General features: G+C 38.0%; 18 protein-coding genes and 3 tRNA genes. 9 read left to right on the top strand and 12 right to left on the bottom strand.

Annotation, left to right across the window (positions count from 1 at the left end; all coding sequences use genetic code 11):
- Positions 1–12 precede the first annotated feature (12 nt).
- From rplC to ACMAZA_RS07890, 9 genes are all read right to left on the bottom strand, one after another.
- Positions 13–864 carry a 50S ribosomal protein L3 gene (rplC, locus tag ACMAZA_RS07850; RefSeq protein WP_435188491.1) on the bottom strand — a complete coding sequence of 284 codons (852 nt, stop codon included), beginning with the start codon at positions 862–864 and terminating at the stop codon, positions 13–15.
- Positions 865–887: 23 nt separating this feature from the next.
- Positions 888–1,199 carry a 30S ribosomal protein S10 gene (gene rpsJ / locus ACMAZA_RS07855; protein WP_020026353.1) on the bottom strand — a complete coding sequence of 104 codons (312 nt, stop codon included), beginning with the start codon at positions 1,197–1,199 and terminating at the stop codon, positions 888–890.
- A 71-nt stretch (positions 1,200–1,270) separates the two neighbouring features.
- Positions 1,271–2,470, bottom strand: a complete 1,200-nt coding sequence (gene tuf, locus ACMAZA_RS07860; RefSeq protein WP_435188493.1) for an elongation factor Tu — start codon at positions 2,468–2,470, stop codon at positions 1,271–1,273.
- A 13-nt stretch (positions 2,471–2,483) separates the two neighbouring features.
- A complete protein-coding gene (gene fusA / locus ACMAZA_RS07865; RefSeq protein ID WP_435188495.1) occupies positions 2,484–4,586 on the bottom strand; it encodes an elongation factor G in 2,103 nt (700 codons plus the stop codon).
- A gap of 15 nt (positions 4,587–4,601) precedes the next feature.
- Positions 4,602–5,069: a 30S ribosomal protein S7 gene (gene rpsG / locus ACMAZA_RS07870; RefSeq protein ID WP_435188497.1), complete on the bottom strand. Its 468-nt coding sequence runs from the start codon at positions 5,067–5,069 to the stop codon at positions 4,602–4,604.
- A gap of 18 nt (positions 5,070–5,087) precedes the next feature.
- Positions 5,088–5,462 carry a 30S ribosomal protein S12 gene (rpsL, locus tag ACMAZA_RS07875; protein ID WP_435188499.1) on the bottom strand — a complete coding sequence of 125 codons (375 nt, stop codon included), beginning with the start codon at positions 5,460–5,462 and terminating at the stop codon, positions 5,088–5,090.
- Between the two features lie 86 nt (positions 5,463–5,548).
- Complete coding sequence (locus ACMAZA_RS07880; protein WP_435188501.1) at positions 5,549–6,031, bottom strand: low molecular weight protein-tyrosine-phosphatase; 483 nt, start codon at positions 6,029–6,031, stop codon at positions 5,549–5,551.
- 119 nt (positions 6,032–6,150) lie between these two features.
- Positions 6,151–8,016, bottom strand: coding sequence for an FG-GAP-like repeat-containing protein (locus ACMAZA_RS07885; RefSeq protein WP_435188503.1), 1,866 nt, complete (start codon positions 8,014–8,016; stop codon positions 6,151–6,153).
- Positions 8,017–8,034: 18 nt separating this feature from the next.
- Positions 8,035–11,157: a heparin lyase I family protein gene (locus ACMAZA_RS07890; RefSeq protein ID WP_435188505.1), complete on the bottom strand. Its 3,123-nt coding sequence runs from the start codon at positions 11,155–11,157 to the stop codon at positions 8,035–8,037.
- A 177-nt stretch (positions 11,158–11,334) separates the two neighbouring features.
- Here ACMAZA_RS07890 and ACMAZA_RS07895 point away from each other — a divergent pair, with 177 nt between their 5' ends.
- From ACMAZA_RS07895 to ACMAZA_RS07925, 7 genes are all read left to right on the top strand, one after another.
- Positions 11,335–12,300, top strand: a complete 966-nt coding sequence (locus ACMAZA_RS07895; protein WP_435188506.1) for a KpsF/GutQ family sugar-phosphate isomerase — start codon at positions 11,335–11,337, stop codon at positions 12,298–12,300.
- A gap of 30 nt (positions 12,301–12,330) precedes the next feature.
- The gene (locus ACMAZA_RS07900; RefSeq protein WP_435188508.1) at positions 12,331–13,719 is read left to right on the top strand and encodes a UDP-N-acetylmuramoyl-L-alanyl-D-glutamate--2,6-diaminopimelate ligase; all 1,389 of its coding nucleotides are present in this window, start codon (positions 12,331–12,333) and stop codon (positions 13,717–13,719) included.
- Complete coding sequence (locus ACMAZA_RS07905; RefSeq protein ID WP_435188510.1) at positions 13,706–15,034, top strand: UDP-N-acetylmuramoyl-tripeptide--D-alanyl-D-alanine ligase; 1,329 nt, start codon at positions 13,706–13,708, stop codon at positions 15,032–15,034. The genes ACMAZA_RS07900 and ACMAZA_RS07905 overlap by 14 nt, the downstream gene beginning before the upstream one ends.
- 34 nt (positions 15,035–15,068) lie before the next feature.
- A tRNA-Arg gene (locus ACMAZA_RS07910) sits at positions 15,069–15,145 on the top strand.
- A gap of 54 nt (positions 15,146–15,199) precedes the next feature.
- On the top strand, positions 15,200–15,784 hold the full coding sequence (gene pgsA / locus ACMAZA_RS07915; RefSeq protein ID WP_435188511.1) for a CDP-diacylglycerol--glycerol-3-phosphate 3-phosphatidyltransferase: 585 nt from the start codon (positions 15,200–15,202) through the stop codon (positions 15,782–15,784).
- Positions 15,785–15,813: 29 nt separating this feature from the next.
- A tRNA-Gly gene (locus ACMAZA_RS07920) sits at positions 15,814–15,889 on the top strand.
- A gap of 59 nt (positions 15,890–15,948) precedes the next feature.
- Positions 15,949–16,022: transfer RNA gene (locus tag ACMAZA_RS07925), tRNA-Cys, on the top strand.
- A 14-nt stretch (positions 16,023–16,036) separates the two neighbouring features.
- On the opposite strand, the gene ACMAZA_RS07930 is transcribed toward ACMAZA_RS07925, so the two are convergent.
- The 3 genes from ACMAZA_RS07930 to ACMAZA_RS07940 form a co-directional block, all read right to left on the bottom strand.
- On the bottom strand, positions 16,037–17,770 hold the full coding sequence (locus ACMAZA_RS07930) for a SulP family inorganic anion transporter (protein WP_435188513.1): 1,734 nt from the start codon (positions 17,768–17,770) through the stop codon (positions 16,037–16,039).
- 105 nt (positions 17,771–17,875) lie between these two features.
- A complete protein-coding gene (locus ACMAZA_RS07935; protein ID WP_435188515.1) occupies positions 17,876–18,193 on the bottom strand; it encodes a branched-chain amino acid transporter permease in 318 nt (105 codons plus the stop codon).
- Positions 18,190–18,861 carry an AzlC family ABC transporter permease gene (locus ACMAZA_RS07940; protein ID WP_435188517.1) on the bottom strand — a complete coding sequence of 224 codons (672 nt, stop codon included), beginning with the start codon at positions 18,859–18,861 and terminating at the stop codon, positions 18,190–18,192. Before ACMAZA_RS07940 ends, ACMAZA_RS07935 begins: the two co-directional genes overlap by 4 nt.
- Positions 18,862–19,093: 232 nt before the next feature.
- Between ACMAZA_RS07940 and sat the strand changes: the two genes are divergently transcribed.
- Together sat and ACMAZA_RS07950 are read left to right on the top strand one after the other, a co-directional pair.
- Positions 19,094–20,299, top strand: a complete 1,206-nt coding sequence (sat, locus tag ACMAZA_RS07945) for a sulfate adenylyltransferase (RefSeq protein WP_435188519.1) — start codon at positions 19,094–19,096, stop codon at positions 20,297–20,299.
- Between the two features lie 169 nt (positions 20,300–20,468).
- Entirely contained in the window at positions 20,469–21,263 is a 795-nt protein-coding gene (locus ACMAZA_RS07950) for an adenylyl-sulfate reductase (RefSeq protein ID WP_435188521.1), read from the top strand.
- Positions 21,264–21,282 lie beyond the last annotated feature (19 nt).

Raw genomic sequence — 21,282 nt, forward strand, 5'->3', positions numbered from 1 at the left:
TATATATATTTATTAAGCTTCAGGCTCTTTATCTTTAGTTTCATCTACTTGATCAGCTGCTTCAGCTTTAGTTTCTTCAACTGGAGCTGCTTCTTCAACTGGAGCTGCTTCTTCAACTGGAGCTGCTTCTTCAACTGGAGCTGCTGCCTGAGCTTCTGCCAAATCAGATGCTTGCTTCTCAGAAAGCTCTTTACTAATCTTAGAATTAATATTATTTTTCTTATCAGACAAAAATACTTTCACAAAACCATTTTTAGAGCCAGGAATAGCCCCCTTAACTAATAATAAATTGCGATCATTGTCAACTCTTAAAATCTCAAGACACTCTTCAGTTACTTGTGCATTTCCCATCTGACCAGCCATCTTCTTACCTTTGAATACTCTTCCAGGCTCTTGACACTGACCAGTTGAACCAATTGCACGGTGTGAGATAGAGTTACCATGAGTCGCATCTTGCATACTAAAGTTGTGACGCTTTACACCACCCTGGAAACCTTTACCTTTAGATTGGCCAGTTACATTTATAAAATGCCCCGCACCAAAAAATGAGATATCAAGATTCGGCATTGCAGAGATTTCATTTTCACTGAGTCTCATTTCCCAGAGTCCAAGTCCTATCTCTTGGGACGCTTTAGCATAATGTCCCTTTAGGGAGCTACTAACGCGACCAATTTTTGCTTCGCCTTTTTTATTAACTTTCTTACCAGTCGTAACTTGAACTGCATTGTAACCATCTGTTTCAACAGATTTAGTCTGCACTACACGATTAGGCTCTATTTTAATAACACTGACTGATGACGCTGAACCATCATCCGCCATCAAGCGAGTCATTCCGATTTTTTGTCCTACTAATGCAATTGCCATTTTCTTAATCCTTTCTGTTCTATTTAGTTAAGTTGGATTTTTACATCTACACCGGCAGCAAGGTCTAACTTCATTAATGCATCTACCGTTTTATCAGTTGGACTAATAACATCCATCAACCTAACGTAAGTTTTTAACTCATATTGATCTCTAGCATCTTTATTGACATGCGGAGAGGTCAACACTGTAAAGCGTTCTTTCTTTGTAGGCAAAGGGATAGGGCCCCTTACACTAGCGCCTGTGCGCTTAGCTGTCTCTACAATCTCTACGGCTGATTTATCGATTAAACGATGATCAAATGCCTTTAATTTAATTCTAATATTTTGATTGCTCATTTGCCTATTTGCCTTATCTATCTTCCAAAACGAAAAAACCGTCGATTATACAATAATTCGACGGTCTTAATTCAACTAATCAGTTGGTAAATCTTCGAGACGACGCCAGCACCAACTGTGCGTCCACCTTCTCTAATTGCAAATCTTAATCCTTCTTCCATTGCAATCGGAGCAAGCAGCTCAACTGTCATCTTCACATTGTCACCTGGCATGACCATTTCAGTACCTGATGGTAACTCAACTGCGCCGGTCACGTCTGTTGTTCTAAAGTAGAACTGTGGACGATAGTTGTTGAAGAATGGAGTATGACGTCCACCTTCCTCTTTGCTTAAGATATATACCTCAGCCTCAAACTTAGTGTGCGGAGTGATTGTCCCTTTCTTCGCTAGTACTTGACCACGCTCAACTTCTTCACGCTTAGTACCACGAAGAAGAACACCAACGTTATCACCTGCTTCACCTGAGTCAAGCAACTTTCTAAACATTTCAACACCTGTGCAGGTTGTCAACTGCGTGTCTTTAATACCTACGATTTCGATTTCATCACCGACGTTTACAACACCACGCTCAATACGACCCGTTACAACTGTTCCACGACCTGAGATTGAGAATACGTCCTCAATTGGCATTAGGAATGTCTTGTCTGTGTCACGCTCTGGCGTTGGGATATAAGAATCCAATGCATCAACCAACTTCATGATTGAAGGGACACCGATATCTGACGTGTCGCCTTCTAGTGCTTTTAGCGCTGAACCAAAAACAACTGGCGTGTCATCACCTGGGAATTCATATTCTGTTAGCAGCTCACGGATCTCCATCTCGACTAGCTCAACGAGCTCTTCATCGTCAACCATGTCCGCTTTGTTCATGTACACAACGATGTATGGAACGCCCACCTGACGAGACAATAGAATGTGCTCACGTGTTTGAGCCATTGGTCCGTCAGTTGCAGCGATTACAATAATAGCGCCGTCCATCTGCGCAGCACCTGTAATCATATTCTTTACATAGTCAGCGTGCCCCGGACAGTCAACGTGTGCGTAGTGACGAGACTCTGACTCGTACTCTACGTGTGCTGTTGAGATAGTGATACCACGCTCTCTTTCTTCAGGAGCATTATCAATATCAGCGTAATCCTTGAACTCACCGCCACGTGCTTCAGCCATCACCTTCGTTAGGGCTGCTGTTAAAGTCGTTTTACCATGGTCAACGTGACCAATCGTTCCCACATTCACATGTGGTTTGGTTCTTTCAAATTTTTCTTTTGCCATTTTTAATCCCCTGTTAAGAATTTAATTTTTCAATAACTTCATCTGCAACATTTCTTGGAGCAGCAGTATATTTAGCAAACTCCATAGAGTAGTTTGCACGACCTTGCGACATCGAGCGAAGGTCTGTTGCGTAACCAAACATTTCAGCTAAAGGGACTTCAGCTTTAATTTGTTTACCAGCAGGAGTATCGTCCATCGCACTTACAATACCTCTTCTGCGATTAAGATCTCCCATCACATCACCCATATAGTCTTCTGGAGTTGACACTTCAACTTTCATCATAGGCTCAAGTAACTGAGGGTTAGCTCGCTTCACGCCCTCCTTGATGCACATTGAAGCAGCAATTTTAAATGCCATTTCATTAGAGTCGACATCATGGTATGAGCCATCGTAAACAGTTACCTTAACGTCAACCAATGGGAAGCCAGCAATCACACCATTTTGCATTTGCTCTTGCACACCCTTATTGACGGCAGGTACATATTCTTTAGGAATGACACCACCTTTGATTTCGTCTACAAACTCATAACCACTTCCAGGCTCTTGAGGCTCTATTCGAAGATAGACATGGCCATACTGACCACGACCACCTGATTGCTTTGCAAACTTGTGCTCGTGCTCTACCAATGAAGTGATAGTTTCACGATAAGCAACTTGCGGAGCACCCACATTACACTCTACGTCAAACTCACGCATCATACGATCAACAATAATATCTAGATGAAGCTCGCCCATTCCCGCAATAATTGTTTGACCAGACTCTTCATCAGAAGAAACTCTAAATGATGGGTCTTCATTAGCAAGTTTGCCCAAAGCAATACCCATTTTTTCCTGATCAATTTTAGTTTTAGGTTCAACAGCCACAGCGATAACTGGATCAGGGAATTCCATTCTTTCAAGAATGATTTTGTCCTTCATGTCACATAATGTGTCACCAGTAGTTACGTCTTTAAGGCCAATTGCAGCTGCAATATCACCCGCTCTTACCTCTTTAATCTCTTCACGATCGTTAGAGTGCATTTGAACAATACGTCCAATACGCTCTTTCTTTCCCTTGGAAGAGTTGAAAACAAAGTCACCAGACTTCAATACGCCTGAATAAACTCTAAAGAAGGTTAAATTTCCAACAAATGGATCTGTTGCAATTTTGAATCCAAGTGCCGCAAACGGTTCACTATCTGAAGGTAGTCTTGGTGCCATAGTTTCAGCCGCATCATCTAAGATTCCACTGATTGGCTCTACATCTAGAGGCGATGGCATATACATGATCATTGCGTCTAGTACCGCCTGAACACCTTTGTTTTTAAATGCAGTGCCACAAAACATTGGAATAATTTCATTCGCAATTGTCTGAACACGGATTCCTTCCTTGATTTCGTCATCAGTCAGGGTGCCTTCCTCAAGATATCTTTCCATTAATTCTTCGTTTGCTTCGGCAGCAGATTCAATCATGAACTCACGCTTCTCATCAGCTAGGTCCTGAAGCTCTGCTGGAATATCTTTGACTTCATAGGTTGCACCTTGATCAGCCTCATTCCAGTATATGGCTTTCATTCTTATAAGGTCTACAATGCCCTCAAAAGCATCTTCTGCGCCAATAGCAATCTGCATAGGTACGGGGTTAGCTCCGAGCCTAGATTTAACTTGGTCAACAACTCTTAGAAAATCTGCACCTGCTCTATCCATCTTATTGACAAAACCGATTCTTGGAACATTGTACTTATTAGCTTGTCTCCATACAGTTTCAGACTGAGGCTCTACACCTCCAACAGCACAAAAAACGGCGCAAGCGCCGTCTAATACTTTTAGGGATCTCTCGACTTCAATTGTAAAGTCCACGTGTCCCGGGGTATCAATAATATTGACACGATGATCTTCGAACTGACCATCCATACCCTTCCAAAAACATGTTGTAGCAGCAGAAGTAATAGTGATACCTCTCTCCTGCTCTTGCTCCATCCAGTCCATTGTTGCACTACCATCATGCACTTCACCAATCTTGTGAGTACGGCCAGTATATAAAAGGATGCGTTCAGTTGTAGTTGTTTTACCGGCATCAATATGTGCCATGATTCCGACGTTACGATAACGATTAATTGGTGTGGTTCTTGCCATGATTCAGTCCTTAAATTACCAACGGAAATGAGCAAAAGCTTTATTTGCTTCAGCCATTCTATGAGTGTCTTCTTTCTTTTTGAATGCAGTACCGCGATTCTGAACTGCATCAAGAACCTCTCCTGCTAATCTAAGCTTCATACCTTTCTCACCACGCTTTCTTGAAGCTTCAATAATCCAGCGCATTGCTAAAGCAATTTTACGATCTGCTCTGACCTCTACTGGAACTTGATATGTTGAACCACCAACACGACGAGACTTTATTTCTACTTGCGGGCCAATATTATCTAAAGCTTTCTTAAAAGTTTCAATTGGCTCAGCGTTACCTTTAGATTCAATAGTATCTAACGCATCATAAACAATCTTTTCTGCAACAGATTTCTTGCCATCAAGCATTAGAATGTTTACAAATTTAGCTAGTACGAGATCGCCGTACTTAGGATCAGGTAATATTTGTCTTTTCGGTGCGGCTCTTCTTCTCATATTAGTATTCTCTTTTAATTATTTTTTAGGTTTTTTCGTGCCGTATTTTGAACGACCTTGCATTCTTCCATCAACACCCGTTGTATCTAGAGCGCCACGAACCGTATGATAACGAACACCTGGCAAATCCTTTACACGACCACCACGAATTAAAATCACTGAGTGCTCTTGTAAGTTGTGACCCTCACCACCTATATAAGTAGTTACTTCTGCAGAATTCGTCAGTCTTACACGGGCAACTTTTCTTAGCGCAGAGTTTGGCTTCTTAGGCGTGGTAGTGTAAACACGTGTGCAAACACCGCGTTTTTGCGGACAGCTGTCTAAAGCTGGAACACCAGTTTTAACAATCTTCTTACTTCTTGGCTTTCTTACCAATTGGTTAATCGTTGACATATAGGTTAATACTCCAATATATTTAATTTTTCGCCCACTTTGGGGTGAATAAAGCCGGCAATTATACTTTGGTGGTATCTACGATGTCAATGAATATTGGTCTTTTTTTCGATACTTTCAAAAAAAGATAAACAGGCCGAGTGGACCATTTTGAAGACTTCATCAAATTTCCCTTCATAGTAGGGATCAGGAACACTAGATCCTGGATATTCCTTGGAATGATCTAACATTAATTCAATCTTTGAATGACTCCCTTCTGGACACATTGATTTGAGTCTCTCGAGGTTATCAGAATCCATAGCAATAATGTAATCGTAATAATAAAAATCACTCTCATGGACTTGTCTTGCTCTCTGGCTTGAAATGTCTACACCATTATCGATAGCTGCTTTTTGCGCTCTTTGATCAGGGGAATTGCCAATATGGTATGCGTGGGTCCCAGCTGAATCAATATCAAAATTTTGACTAAGATTATTATTGTCAACAATTGATCGAAATGCACCCTCTGCAGTTGGTGAGCGACAAATATTACCCATACAAACAAACAAAACTTTATTTTTTAATTCCATTGATGAAGTTCAAATAAATACGAATGGCAAAAGTTTTCCATCATGGAATTATATTTCAATTTGTGCTGGATTCAAATTTGATTTGTGAGAGGTTGAATATTAAGGAGAACCCTTAAGTTTTAATCTCTTCCAGTAAGCTCTTTGTATAGCTCAGGATCACCCCAAACAATGTTATCACCTAGGGCATAGATTGTGCATTTACCATCTGTTTCATTATTTTGCTTACATCTTCTTAAGGCATTGCCTTCGTTACTAGCCCACTCATAATGACAATCCTTGCCGTTACTATCGAGAGATACAAAGAGATAAGTATTTCTCTTAGTTCGGCTATAGTAATCGCCCGCATAAAATTCTTTTGAAATGGCGTTACAAACCGCTAAATTACCTTGGGTCTCTAATAGTTTTAACTGAGGTTTAAAATTGCGAGATGAATATTTAAAATTGTTTTTTCTATTTTCTCTTTCCTTGGCAAGCCGCTTTGCTTTTGCTTTTTCTTGGCTCTTTTTGAGTTCGGCTATAAGCTTCGCTTTTTCTTTCTCTTGTATCTTTTTTTCATCATTAATCTTTTTTAGTTGAGCTGCAAGTTTCGCTTTTTTTTCTCTATCATTTATAGACTGTATTCTGCCATTTTGCCCTAGTGCTCCATATAATTTGTATGCCTCAGGTGGCATAATTAATAAAAAATTAAAGTCGCCGTTATTTATAAAGACTGTGCCATCTATATATTGTTCCATTGCAACTAAGTACAAGTCTAAATCACCATCTTTATCTAAATCTCTAAATCGAATATCTTTAATAAAAGCTAATGTTGAGTCATCTAACGAAATAATTCCATGATCTTTAAACTTCTTGTTACCTAAGTTTTCTATAATTTGTATTGCCGCTCCTTCATATAATACATTTCCAACCCTACTGTAAACTATGTCTATGTCTCCATCATTGTCTAAGTCTGAAGCTGATACCTCAGGAATCCCTCCCCATGTATCTTTGTATTGCTTTAGTGGGGTAGCGTCATAAGGCATAAAGTTTCCTTGACCATCATTCCAGTAAATCCCAGTAAACATAGACTCATACTCATGACCTCCTGCTAAAATATCTAAGTCTCCATCATTGTCCATATCAGCCAGCTCTATGGCAAATACATTACTACCACCACATTGACGTTTTTTGAAAAATCCACTTCCATCATTCATTAGACACCATAAGCCAGCACTCATTGCTGTAGAAACAATATCCATATCACCATCATTGTCAATATCTCCCGTAGCGGCACCATGATTAAATTCTTTGAAATTACTATTACTCAGATGGGTCTTACTTGACTCTAGCCAAGTTCCATTTGGCTGGCTCAAATAATAACTATCACGATAACCAATAATCTTTCCAGTCCTTCCCACTCCTTGATCTGCTATATAAATATCTAGTACTTTGTCATTATTGTAATCTGCAAGTAATGGGAACCCATTGACAATACCTTTATTCAAACGATTATCAATTACTAGCTCTGGAGAGTATTGTAACTTGCCATCAGCACTACTTAAATATAATGCCGGTTGGACTTTTTTTGCATCATCTTGAACTTGATCACTGCACACTCCATATGTACATTCGGAGATTAAATCAAAAAGCAGAAGACCTGTATATATAACATCGGCTAAACCGTCATTATTAAAATCTGCAATTAGTCCCCCAACACTGCCCATAAGCTTACGTATTTGAATAGGAAAAAGTGGTGGTCTGAAAAAATCTAAATTTGGGTCATTTTCAATATCAATTCCCGCTAATGGTTTTGTATTTGAACTAGAAGAAGATGAAGACGCTTGTTGATTGCTTCCACCACAGTTATATACAAAATAGGTGCCATCTGCGGAAATACTCTTTACTGGTTCACTACCATCAGAGCAGCCTTTTGCAAAACTTTGATTTGAAAAGAGTGATAGAGCAAAAACTAAGAATAGTTTTTTAATAAGTTGATTATGATTCAATTTATAACTTCTTAAAGTTTAATAATTTTCTTTTTTGAAGTCGATAATCACATTATATGGATAAAAATTTTCATCAAGTACATACTCTTTAGTATTGTTATCCCAAGACTTAATATTATCAAATATTCCTTGCATTTGAAGTGACTCCATAGTTCCTGACAACTTAATACTTTTAGGTTCAACCATATGCATAATTGGGTTAATTTCAATTGAAGCATTAATGTTTCCTTTCTTATCAATTACGCCTTCAAAAGTATCATAACTACTAATTGCACTTGTACTCAGATAACGGTATTTTCTCGCAACACTAATCTTCCCATCTTTAATTATAAATTGTGCGGTTCCAATATTTTTTTGTCCGTCATTTGGCTCAGTTCTTATTATGATTGCATAAGACCCATCAAAGGTATTAGCTGCCTCACCAACTTTTTTGACAGGTTTGATTGGCTTGATTGGCTTCATTTGGATAATCATTTCAAAATAATCATCAAACTTTCCTTTTATTTGAAACTCATTCATGCTGCCCGAAAAATTGACTGGAACTGGGCTACCTTTTCCCTTTAGTGCATTCACTGTAAATGAGGAAGTTATATTACCTTGTTTGTCTACTTGGCCTTCAAAAGTATCGTAATACGAAGTTGAACTTGTTTTAAGTTGTCGAGATTTCTTCGCAACACTTATCTTTCCATCTTTTATTTCTAATATACCTCTACCTAAATCTATAGACCCTTCAGAAGGATTAAAGCGGTCCAACGTGAATGAATAAGATCCATCAAATGCGTTCGAGGCTTTTGCAGCAGTGGCAGGTGGCTTAAGTAGATAAAGTTTTATGGAGTTAAAGCCTACTTCGCCATTAATCACTTTCTTGCCAGTAATTCTTCGCCCTACAAAGATAGTTTTTTGGTCTATATTTATAGGATAAAAAGATCTCATCCATGCAAAATCCTCAGTTTCCTGATTAGACTTAAACTTCATTTTTGCAAACTGGAATTTATTATCTGACCTTACATACAAAGAGCCTCTTTCCTCAATTTGAGGTTGCAAATTCGTACATGTTAAAAAAGGCATGTTCCAAGCTGTTTTTTCATTAAAAAATAAATGATGACACCAATCTCCACCCTTATTTTCATCAATAGTGGATGATTTATTTATGGCATCAGACCTCTCTGAAAATCTACCATTTTTAATATCAAATATCTGTACGTGCCTTCCAACCCAAAGAGATACACTATCATCTATAACATTGCTCGCAGCAATAACCTCCTCAATGCCATCAGCATCAACGTCAGCGACTAGAATCTCACCATATACAGGCTGACCTATTTGTCTAAAAAGATCTAAGGTCTGAGCTTTACTCGTTTCAGTGAATGACCCTTTTGAGTCTTGCTTCATCAAGAATAAACTTCCATCTCCCTTGCCTTTGCCACCCTCGCTGCCAAGAATTAAATAGGTCTGCTCATTTTCATCAACAATAATTTCAGCTGATTGTATTGATGGTGTTGTTGACCACCCCTGATAGTTAAGTTTAATATCAGTCTTATCATAGCCACCCTTCATATTTGAATAAAGGATATAACTTTCGTTAGTGTAACCTGCACCTTTAAATAAACATTTTGCTGGAAACTTAATATATGGACTATTAAAGACAACATAGTCAGTTATTTGATCTCCGTTTAAATCTCCAGTTGCAAGACCATGAGGATAGTCCCATATTTTTGGAAGTTGAATTTCATTAACCTTTCCTGAACCCGGATCATAGGTAATCAGATGGTTTTGAGCGCCGCAATTGGGAGGAAGGTTTTCCATGCCCTTAGACATATCATAACTTGCTAGATCAAGCCCCGTATCAGCAACAAAAATTTCTGTGAACCCTGTTATTGGATTGATTGAGCTTCTTATTCTTCTGGGCCATTGAAAAGATGGCAAAGCACTTTGAACCTCTTCATCAATAACGTATTCCTTAATGTCATTATCCCAAAACAATAGAATTGGCTTAGCAGGCTCATAAGGCACATTTTGATTTTTTGAATTCATTGAAGTAACAGGGATTATTAAATCATCATGCCCATCTTGGTTTATATCAAATGTCTCAGAATGTGCAGAAAATGCAAAAAGATTGGGGTTTTTATTTTCACCAAGCTTTTTCAAATCAAACTCACCTACAGTGGAAAGAGATGCTTCTAACTCAGGCTTAACTTTAAAGGAGCTTGCAGTTTTTTTATTATCAAGAGTAACCTCTACAGGTGTAATTGGATTCATTGAGGTCTTTGGAGTTGTGAAGTAAGCCATAGCCGGTTTTATAACTTTATCTCTATCATTGCAGCATTGGTAAAGACCGATAAGCATAAAGTTAAGATTTTCTTTTTGCAATGTTAAGGTTCTACCTTTATAGGCTAAGACTTGTTTACCATTAAGCCAAAGATTTGCCAAGCCAGTTTCATTATTCTCCCACTTCATTTCTAAATGAAAATTTGTCCACTTGCCTCGCATGTCTTGGATTTGTGTTATTGGTATCTTAGATGTATCCTCACCATAATCTGCACAATCTCCATCCGATAGTTTCTGTGTTGTGAAATGTAAAACTCCATTGTCCTCTCCTCCTTGACTTGTAAATGCTATATGTGGACATTCACTATTATGAAACTCTCCAAGCAATAATTTACCACTATCTTGTATAGGAAAATCATTTGGTAAGTATACATCCCAGCTATACCACTGCTGATTTGGCTGAATATCTCCTGGTCGATTATCTTCCCACACTTGTTCAACCATTTGCGACCTTACTGAATTTTCTCCACAGTCACTGGTTTCCATTTCACCTACCATATTATCCCAATCAATATCTCTTGTTTTTGACCCACATTCACTTCCGGTAGTAAATTTATGAACTTTGTTAAACTTTCCTGTTGGGTCAGTTATATAAGAATAGTCCTCAAGCTTGCCATTTGTTGTATCTAGCTCAAACTTAAGGCTTTTAGCAGTTGATGAGGACGCTTTTTCATTACCACCGCCACAGTTGTATACAAAGTAAGTACCGTCAGCAGAAATACTCTTAACTGGATCACTTCCGTCAGGACAAGATCCAGCAAAACTATGCAATGAAAAGAAGGATAGGATTAAAAGTAGGAATAGTTTCTTCATAAAGCTACTATACCTTGAGTATGGATTATTTTGAGCTATTTATCCAAATAAACCAAAAAAATAAATTTAGTTTGAGCGAAGTTTCTTAATTAGCAATGAAAAAAATTATGTAGCCCATCACTGACAAATAATATTTATAATCTTAGTTAAATAACAAACACTAATTTGACTGATTCCGTGGGTAAATCACTAATTGAAATCGCTAAAGCAGTTTTACAAACTGAAGCTGACTCAGTTCTAGCACTTAAGGATAGAATTGATAACAATTTTGATAAAGTTTGTAATACACTAAAGGGCTGTAGAGGAAAAGTTATTCTTATTGGTATGGGCAAGTCTGGCCATATTGCAAAAAAAATCTCATCTACACTAGCATCAACTGGAACCCCCTCTTTCTTTTTGCACCCTGGCGAGGCAGGGCATGGTGACCTAGGAATGGTCACAAGAGATGATGTTGTTATCATGATTTCTTATTCCGGTGAAGCTGATGAAATTGTTGCCCTGCTTCCAGGCATCAAGAGAATGAATGCACCCATCATAAGTATGACTGGAAATGTCACATCTTCTATTGCTAAGTCAAGTGATTTTCATTTAGATGTTAGCGTTGAAAAAGAAGCCTGTCCAAATAATTTAGCGCCCACTTCAAGTACAACTGCAGCTTTGGCAATGGGAGATGCAATCGCTGTCTCACTTATCAATGCTAACAATTTCACAGCAGAGGACTTTGCCATGTCTCATCCCTCTGGCTCACTCGGAAGAAGGCTTCTCACTCTCGTCTCAACTATCATGCAATCAGGGACTGATATTCCAATAGTCTCCAAAGAAACGCTTCTCATTGACAGCCTCTTGGTTATGAGTGAAAAGGCGCTCGGGATGGTTCTTGTTGCTGAAGATGGAAAGCTTGAAGGCATCTTTACAGATGGAGATTTGAGAAGGACCCTTGAGTCCAAAATGGACTTTCAAAAGCTCACAATCCAAGACGTTATGACCAAAGACTGTAAGTCTATTGAGCCTCAAGAATCTGCTTTAAAGGCAATACAAATGATGGAAAAATATAGCCTCAATTCAATGCCAGTTGTTGACTCCAACCATAATATTGTTGGCGCTATCAATATGCATACCCTGATTCAGGCAAAATTATTTTAAAAAATTGGCCATTGATAGGTTGAACATCTGATGGACATTAAACTCATCCTAAAAAATATCATTAAAACAGATACAACGCTTGATGTTTCTGGACTATCGCTCAACACTAAAACTTTAAACAAAGGCGATGTATTTGTTGCCCTACAAGGTGAAAAAAATCATGGTGTAGAGTTTATTGAAGACGCTATTGAAAAGGGCTGCATAGCTGTTTTAGTTGATGGAAAGGACTTTGATTGCAAGGTCCCCTCTATAAGAGTAGATAATCTTAAAGCTCATCTTTCAACGCTTGCACAAAACTTTTACACTAGTGCAAAAAATGTAGATCTTATTGCTGTCACTGGAACCAATGGCAAGACTTCTGTGAGTCACTACATATCTCAGCTGCTAGATTTCATGGAAATAGATAATGGCGTCATCGGGACACTTGGAATGACCAAGACCCAAAATAAAAGCATCAACACTACCCCCGATATCTTCTCAATCTATAGCACTCTTGAAGAATACTCGAGTAATAAAGTCAATATAGCAGTGATTGAAGCTTCCTCACATGCCCTGATGCAAGGTCGTTTAGAAGGGCTCTCATTCAGCCAAGGCATCTTTACAAATTTAACTCAAGACCATCTAGATTATCACGGGACGATGGATAATTATCGAGAGGCTAAAGGCAAGCTTTTTCAGGATAATTTTTCAAAAAAAGCTATTATTAATAGAGATGATGAGAATCACCAATACTTTCTAGATACCTCTTCCGATAAAGATCCCATAACCTTTGGAATTGATGATTTAGAATTTTATAAAAATAGCGAGAATGGTTTTATTTGTCAGCTTAACGATTATGTTTTTGAATTGCCATTGGTAGGTGAATTTAATCTGTCCAATGCTATCGCTGCTTACAACAGTGTCAAGTGTCTGGGCTTCAGTGACGATCAAATTATTCCTTATCTTGCAAAGCTCTCACCCCCTCCAGGCAGAATGCAGCAACTTGCAAACAGTAATATTTGGATTGACTACGCTCACACACCAGATGCACTGGATAATGCTCTATCTACCCTGAGAACGCACTACCCTGAATTCAACATTAGGGTCATTTTCGGATGTGGTGGCGACAGAGATAAAGGTAAAAGACAGATGATGGGAAAAATTGCAAGCGAGAATGCTGACAGTATTATTCTAACAAATGACAATCCAAGGGGTGAAGATCCTCAGTCAATCATTGATGATATTCTTGCTGGAACTAAAGTTGAAAATGATATTCAAGTCATTTTAGATCGGGGTAATGCAATACACTCAGCCATTCAAAGTCTTGGAGAAGAAGAGGCATTACTTATTGCAGGAAAAGGGCATGAAACAAGTCAAGTCATTGGCACTAGGACCCTACCATTTAGTGACATCGAGGTAGCATTAAATGCTCTCAACTGATATCCAAACAATTGCCAAAGTTGTAGATGGGAAATCAACTAGTAGTGAAGTCAAAATGTTTAATGGTGTTTGCACTGATACTAGGACAGAGGTTAATGGAAAGCTCTTTATTGCACTCGAAGGGCTAAATTTTGATGCTCATAACTTTTCAAAACAAGCCATAGATTTAGGGGCTAGAGCAATAATTGCGCATAAACAAATTGATTCAAGCATACCTGTCATACAGGTTAAGAATACTGAGAAGGCTTTCCAAGATATTGCATCCTGGCATCGTCAATCTCATTCGCCTGTGGTTATTGCTATTACTGGAAGCAATGGCAAAACATCAACGAAAAATATGCTCTACTCTATCTTGTCGCATAGAGCATCAACACTCTCAACGAAAGGAAATCTTAATAACCACCTTGGGGTGCCTCTAACGCTCCTTGACTTAGAAGAGCATCATGAGTTTTGTATCATTGAGATGGGTGCAAATCATCAACATGAAATCGCCCTTTTGTGCTCGATAGCTCGTCCCAACATTTCACTCATCACCAATGCCAATAATGCTCATCTAGGCGAATTTGGAAGTGAAGAAAATCTCGTTAAGGCCAAAGGCGAGATCATAGAATCTTTATCCAATAAAGGAACAGCCATCATCAATAATTCGTCTCCCCATAAAAAGACCTGGGAAGAAATGTCTGGAACTAAGAGTATAAGATTTTTTGGAGATGGTGGGAGTGTATCTGCTAGTAACATTAAAGAGTTTAAAACTCACACCAACTTTAATCTCAACTTTAGTGGTCAATCATTGAGTATTAAACTTTCAATGATTGGATTACACCAAGTTAATAATGCCTTGGCTGCTGCATGCTGTGCAATAGAACTTGGTATTGAGCCAGAACTGATTAAGAAGGGTCTTGAAAATACTCAACCAGAAAAAGGCAGATTAGAGCTACTAGAACTAGAGAGCTTCAAAATTCTTGATGATAGTTATAATGCAAACCCTGAGTCAATGAAGTCGGCCATTGACACTATCAGCAACTTTGCTGGAGAAAAAGTCTTGGTTCTTGGCTCTATGGGTGAGCTTGGAAAAGACTCTAAAAAATTACATCAAGAGATTGGTGATTATGCTCGTCAATCAAACATTCATCAACTTCTAACTATTGGAGAAGATGCAAAAGAATATCAAGGGACCCATTATGACGATATCGCTTCAATCTATGAGGTAATAAAAAACAACCACAAAGGATCGACAATCTTAATCAAAGGATCAAGGATGATGGGGCTTAATGAATTGGTTGATATTTTAGTAAATACCGCAAACTCTCCTTGACCTTTAGATGAAACATGGCGATAATTACGCAGCTGCGCTCGTAGCTCAACTGGATAGAGTACTCGGCTACGAACCGAGCGGTTGCAGGTTCGACTCCTGCCGAGCGCGCCAACCTTTAAAAGTTTATTCTAAACATCATGAGTCTTTGATAGAATTACTCCAACTATGATGACTCTCCCAAATCTTATAACCCTGGCTAGAATTTTTTTAATTCCTGTCTTTATCGGTTTATTTTATCTTCAGCCCAACTATTTAGATGGTGAGCCTCTCGGCTGGATAAATAATGCATTGATTGCAATCTTTATAATCATTAGTGCAACAGACTTTATTGATGGTTTTTTAGCAAGAAGACTCAATCAAGTTTCTGCCCTTGGTGCATTTCTTGATCCCGTTGCAGACAAATTAATGGTCTGCACCGCTCTCATTCTTTTAATTGATTACTATCACACCTGGTACGTCACAATACCTTCAATCATTATTATATCGAGAGAGATTCTTGTTTCAGCACTTAGAGAATGGATGAGTGAGGTTGGCAAAAGAGCAAACGTAGCAGTGTCTTGGATTGGTAAATCAAAAACATTTGTCCAAATGGTCGCAATACTTTTTTTATTAATTCATCAGCCGCTTTTATTTTTTTCATTTAATGAGATAAATATGATGGGTAGAGTTTTACTTTTTATAGCCACTATTCTGACCCTGTGGTCCGGTATAAAATATCTTATAGCAGGCTTAAAAACATTTGACAGTTAGAAAAAAAACACTATAATTTCTCACCTTGTGCGGGAATAGCTCAGCTGGTAGAGCATCACGTTGCCAACGTGAATGTCGCGAGTTCGAATCTCGTTTCCCGCTCCAAATTCTAACTGCATGTTTAGCCTGTAATAAACAGGCTTTTTTTTAGTTAAAACTAAAATGGCTGGGTAGCAAAGCGGTTATGCAGGGGCCTGCAAAGCCTTTTAGACCGGTTCGACTCCGGTCCCAGCCTCCATTCATTATATGTAGTTAATGGCATTCATCAAAAACAAGCGCCTGGCATTTCTCACATTTGGATTTATCAAGGCGATCATATACGTCACGAATAGCTTCTGATTTGGAATCAAAGAAATTTTCTCTGCCTATTTCATCTACAAAGTTAACTTTCTCCATAAACTCCATAGTTTGAGTCTTAACTGCCACGAAATAAAGACTTCCATGCTTTGCTTTGAGGCGCTTATTCTCTATCAAAAGAGCTTCAATTCCTGCAAGGTCAATAAAGTTAACGCCACTGGCAACAATCAGAATGTGGTAAATCCTTTGATTGTCGACAATCCTACTAATTTGTTTTTGGATATGGTTTATTGAACCAAAATAAATTGACATATCAATTCGAATTATCTTGAGCTGAGGACACTGAACTAGAGGAGCCTTCCTGATGCTTTGTAAGCGCCTATCTCCCTCACCTGGAGGAGTTGCAAATGCCAATGTATGAACATCAGGTGTTGACGTTTTGGCAATAAAGAGCATCAGTGACAATAACACTCCAAGATAGATCGCAAACTCCAATTCAAATAAAAGAGTTGCGAGGAATGTAGCTGTAAATATGACGCTTTCAGATTTACTATATTTAAAAGTTTTTTTAATATTTTTAAAATCAACTAAATTATAGGCCACAAGGAGAATAACGCCAGCCATCGCTGCCAAGGGCAAATAAGCAATTAATGGAGCAACTAAAAGCACAATAGCAATTAAAAAAATTGCTGCGAGAATTGCTGACAACGGAGTTCTAGCACCAGCTTCAAAATTCACTCCAGACCTTGTAAATGATCCAGAGGAGGCGTAACTTGATAGAAAGCTTCCAACAATATTAGAAGCGCCCTGACCAATAAACTCCTGATTTGCATCTATTCTCTGATTTGATTTTGTCGCAATTGATCTGCCAATTGAAGAGGCTTCTATAAGTCCCAAAAGTGCAATAGCGAATGCTTCAGGTGCAAGTGATTTGAGCGACCCAAGAGAAAAGTCAGGAGTTGATAATGGCGGAAAATAAGCAGGCATCGCACCGACAGTTTTAATGCTGTCTGTAAAATTACTTAAATAAAAAGCTAGGACGCCTCCTACAAGCATACCTATAAGAAGATTTGGATACTTTGGCCTCATAATCTTGACAAGAATGGCACTCATTAAGGTACCTAAGCCCACTATCAAGAGAAAGAAATCAAGTTCTGCAGCCCCCCAATATAAATCAAACCAGGTATGAATGAAATCCTCTCCCCTTGGAATTTCAATACCAACAATGTAAGGAATTTGACTACTGGCAATCAACAGCGCTGCACCAGCGGTAAAACCAATCACAACATTGTGAGAAACAAAGTTAATTAAGAGTCCAAATTTTGCGAGGCCAAAAACGAGTTGATAGACACCAGCTAAGAAAGTTAGAGTTAGCGCCAAAGAAACAAACTCCTCACTACCTGGAGTTGCATATTTGCTTACTGCTGCAAATACGACAATTGAAATTGCAGTTGTTGGACCAGAAACAAGATGAAAGGAAGAGCCAAAAAGTGCAGCAATGATAGGAACAACCATTGCGGTATAAAGACCATACTCAGGCGGCATTCCGGCAATAGTTGCAAACGCAACACTCTGCGGAAGAACAATAATAGCACCAGTCAGACCCGCGAAAAAATCTGCCTTAATTGTTTCCAGAGTAGTCAGTCGAAACCAAACTATAAAAGGAAAAATTTTTGCTAATTGATTCATAAATTTAAAGGTCTAAAAAGTGCTTGGTTCCAGTGGGTCGTAGATTATATAGTAATTCCAATCTGCATTCAGTGCAGCAAAAATATTAATTCATTTTGAAACATATTAGATCTGCACAAAAAACATATAAACTGCTGTGCCAGCGACAATACTTAACAATGCATTTCGTTTATACACTTGAATACCAATCGTAACAGCAAGCGCTATAGAAGTATAAACGAGCTCAAAGGAATAATAATTCATATCCCTCAACATATAGATAACAAGAATCATCATTACCATTGGTGGCGTACTTTTTGCAACATAGTTAAGTAAAGAGCTTTCTCTACCCGGACTAAAAAGTATAAAAGGAATGAGCCTTGTAAAGTAGGTTGACAATGCCATCACAATGATGACAACGATGAGATATTCTAATTCATTCATGATGAAGAGCCTTTTATAAGACGCAAGAAAACTATTGAAGCAATTGAGATCATAATAGCAACGAGTAGCATATGATTTATGAACAATAAAAGAGCGATAATGGATGAGATTAAGCCAATAATAAACGGCAGTAATCTTCTAACCATTATCCATTGCTCGATTAGCAAAACTACAAATAAGGCTGTTGCTGCAAACTCCATCCCATCAGTATTAAAAGTCATAAAGTCTGCGAGCAGTGCACCAATCGTGCACCCTAAAACCCAATATATTTGAGAAAACAGAGTAATGTAGAGAAAATAGCGCTCTTTCACAAAACCCTCTGGAACTTGAATAGTAGTTAGCAATGCATATGTTTCATCGGTCATTCCAAAAATCAGATAAAGTTTTCTAAAGTTCCAATTTCCAAAACTTTCTAAAAATGATAAGCCATAAAACATATGTCTTGAATTTAAAAAGAAAGTTGATATCGCAATTTCTACAACTCCTAAACCAGCAGATAAAAACCCAATAGCCATGAACTGTGCCGCTCCTGCATAAACAATAATTCCCATTAAAGATGCAAAGTACCACGGATATCCTAGGTTTTGAAATAGTAGTCCAAAGGCAATGCCCAAAGGAACAAAACCAAACATAATTGGTAACGAAATTTTAATTGCTGATCGAACCATACTGAAGGTCAAAAATCTTATTGAATTAAAAAAGATGTTAATAAAAATTAAAACAAAAAAAACTAAAGATATATATTAATTCATGTATACTTTTTTTGCTAGTAAATGAGTGTAAATATGTATCAAATTTTAATTGATATATTTTATCAATTAAACCTATGATAACATATCCCTAACTCATGTATATGAGTTTGATAATTCTGCCAATTTAATACAAAAATTACAATAAACTATGTCTAAGCTTGTTCCTCCTCATGGTAGCTCAAATCTAAAGCCGCTTGCTCTAAGCCCTGATGAAGCGCTTCTTGAGAAAAAGAAGTCTGAAACACTGACTAAAGTCATATGCACTTCTAGGGAATTTGGCGATGTAATTATGCTTGGAATCGGTGGATTTACTCCTCTAGATGGCTTTATGAATAAGGCTGACTGGCAAAATGTTTGCAAAAACATGGCTTTAGAAAACGGTACTTTCTGGCCAATTCCGATAACACTCTCTACCAATGATGACGACATCAATGAAGGCCAAGAAATTGCTATTGTGTATGAAAAAACGAATGAGACAATTGCAACAATGGTTGTTTCTGAGAAATATACAATTGACAAAGAACTAGAATGTAAAGAGGTCTTTCAAACTACAAATACAGATCACCCTGGAGTTGCAATAGTAATGGCTCAGGGCAAATACAATATTGCGGGCAAAGTAAAAGTTATTTCTGATGGGGGATTTCCAGAGCAATATGGTGAGCTATACATGACGCCTTCAGAAACTCGCTCATATTTTGAGGAGAAAGGCTGGTCTACGATAGCAGCTTTTCAGACTAGAAACCCAATGCATAGATCTCATGAGTATTTAGCAAAAATAGCTATAGAAATATGTGATGGAGTAATGATTCACTCAACCTTAGGCGAACTTAAACCTGGTGACATTCCTGCAGATGTTCGTTCAGAAGCCATTTCCACATTAATTGAAAATTATTTCGTTAAAAATACTGTAATTCAGTCTGGTTACCCATTAGACATGAGATATGCTGGTCCAAGAGAAGCATTGTTACATGCTCTATTTAGACAAAATTATGGCTGCTCACATTTAATTGTTGGACGAGATCATGCTGGCGTTGGAGATTATTATGGTCCTTTCGATGCGCATAATATTTTTGATGAAATCGATGCTGACCTAGTGACAAAACCACTCAAAATTGACTGGACATTTTGGTGCAATAAGTGTGCAGGCATGTCCAGCATGAAAACATGTCCTCATAGTCATGAAGATAGATTGTTACTTTCAGGATCAAAATTGAGGCACCTTCTCAGTGAAAATGAAGAGGTTCCTGAAAACTTTTCTAGGCCTGAGGTATTAAAAATTCTTCAAAAATATTACGCAGGGATTAAGGATAGCGACAAAGTAAAAGTTGAACTAAAAGGGCATTCTGCGAAATAAATTGATATGGTAAATGATAAAATTATCTGGTCCATTAGTTGTGAGTTTTCTGGTTCTATAAAATTCACTCTTTTAGGGCAGGTTTCTTCTACAATTGCACGCTCGGAAATGTAGTGCATTTAATTTGAAAAAAATATATTTGTAATACAATTTAATAAAGGAAAAAATAATGATCTCTATAAACCCGTTTTCTGAAATAGGAACTTTCATACCATCTTTTGTAATGCAGACATATGTTGTTGCTATGTTTCTTTTAGTCATTGGTGCAACCATCTTTGATGTCATACACAAAAAAAGTGCTAAGTACTTTTTTAACAACTCAGTTAAAGCTAAAAAATCTGCGACAAGAAATGTGGGGTCAGGCGAGAAGGCATCTTTAGCCTTTAAAACTGCAACCAATGAAGTGCTCACTTCTTCTGAGTTTTGTAGTACTAGAAGGAGGCTAGCTCATCTTCTGACCATGTATGGTTTTGTTCTGTTTGTGATAGCAACTGCTGTGATGATTTTCTCATACTCAGTGCCTAATTCTATGACGCCTTCTATCTGGCCATTAATGTGGCACTTAGGTGCTGCAATGCTTTGCTTGGGTGGATATTGGTTCTGGTTCTTTATCAGAGTTGATGTCGCTGCTGAAGGCAATAAGTGGTATAGAGTGATGAGAGCAGATTTATTTGTACTATCATTGATTGCGATGGCGACCTTTGCACTAATCTGGTCCTATCTTCAATCAAGTCAAATTGCTATATGGCAAACTTTATTCTTTGGTCTATTTATTATTTCAAGTACTGTTCTTTTTGGTGGAGTGCTTTGGTCTAAATTTGCCCATATGTTTTATAAGCCTGCTGCAGCTTATCAAAAAAGAGTTACCAAGGCAGATGGTTCTAGAGAGAATCTTCCTGAACCTGCCGACTTACCAGAGAAATTTGGTCTAGGAATAAAGCGTGAAGCGCCACGCCACTATTAATTAATTTTTCGGAGAAAAT

This window comes from Pseudothioglobus sp. nBUS_23, from assembly GCF_051201565.1.
GTDB lineage: Bacteria > Pseudomonadota > Gammaproteobacteria > PS1 > Pseudothioglobaceae > Pseudothioglobus.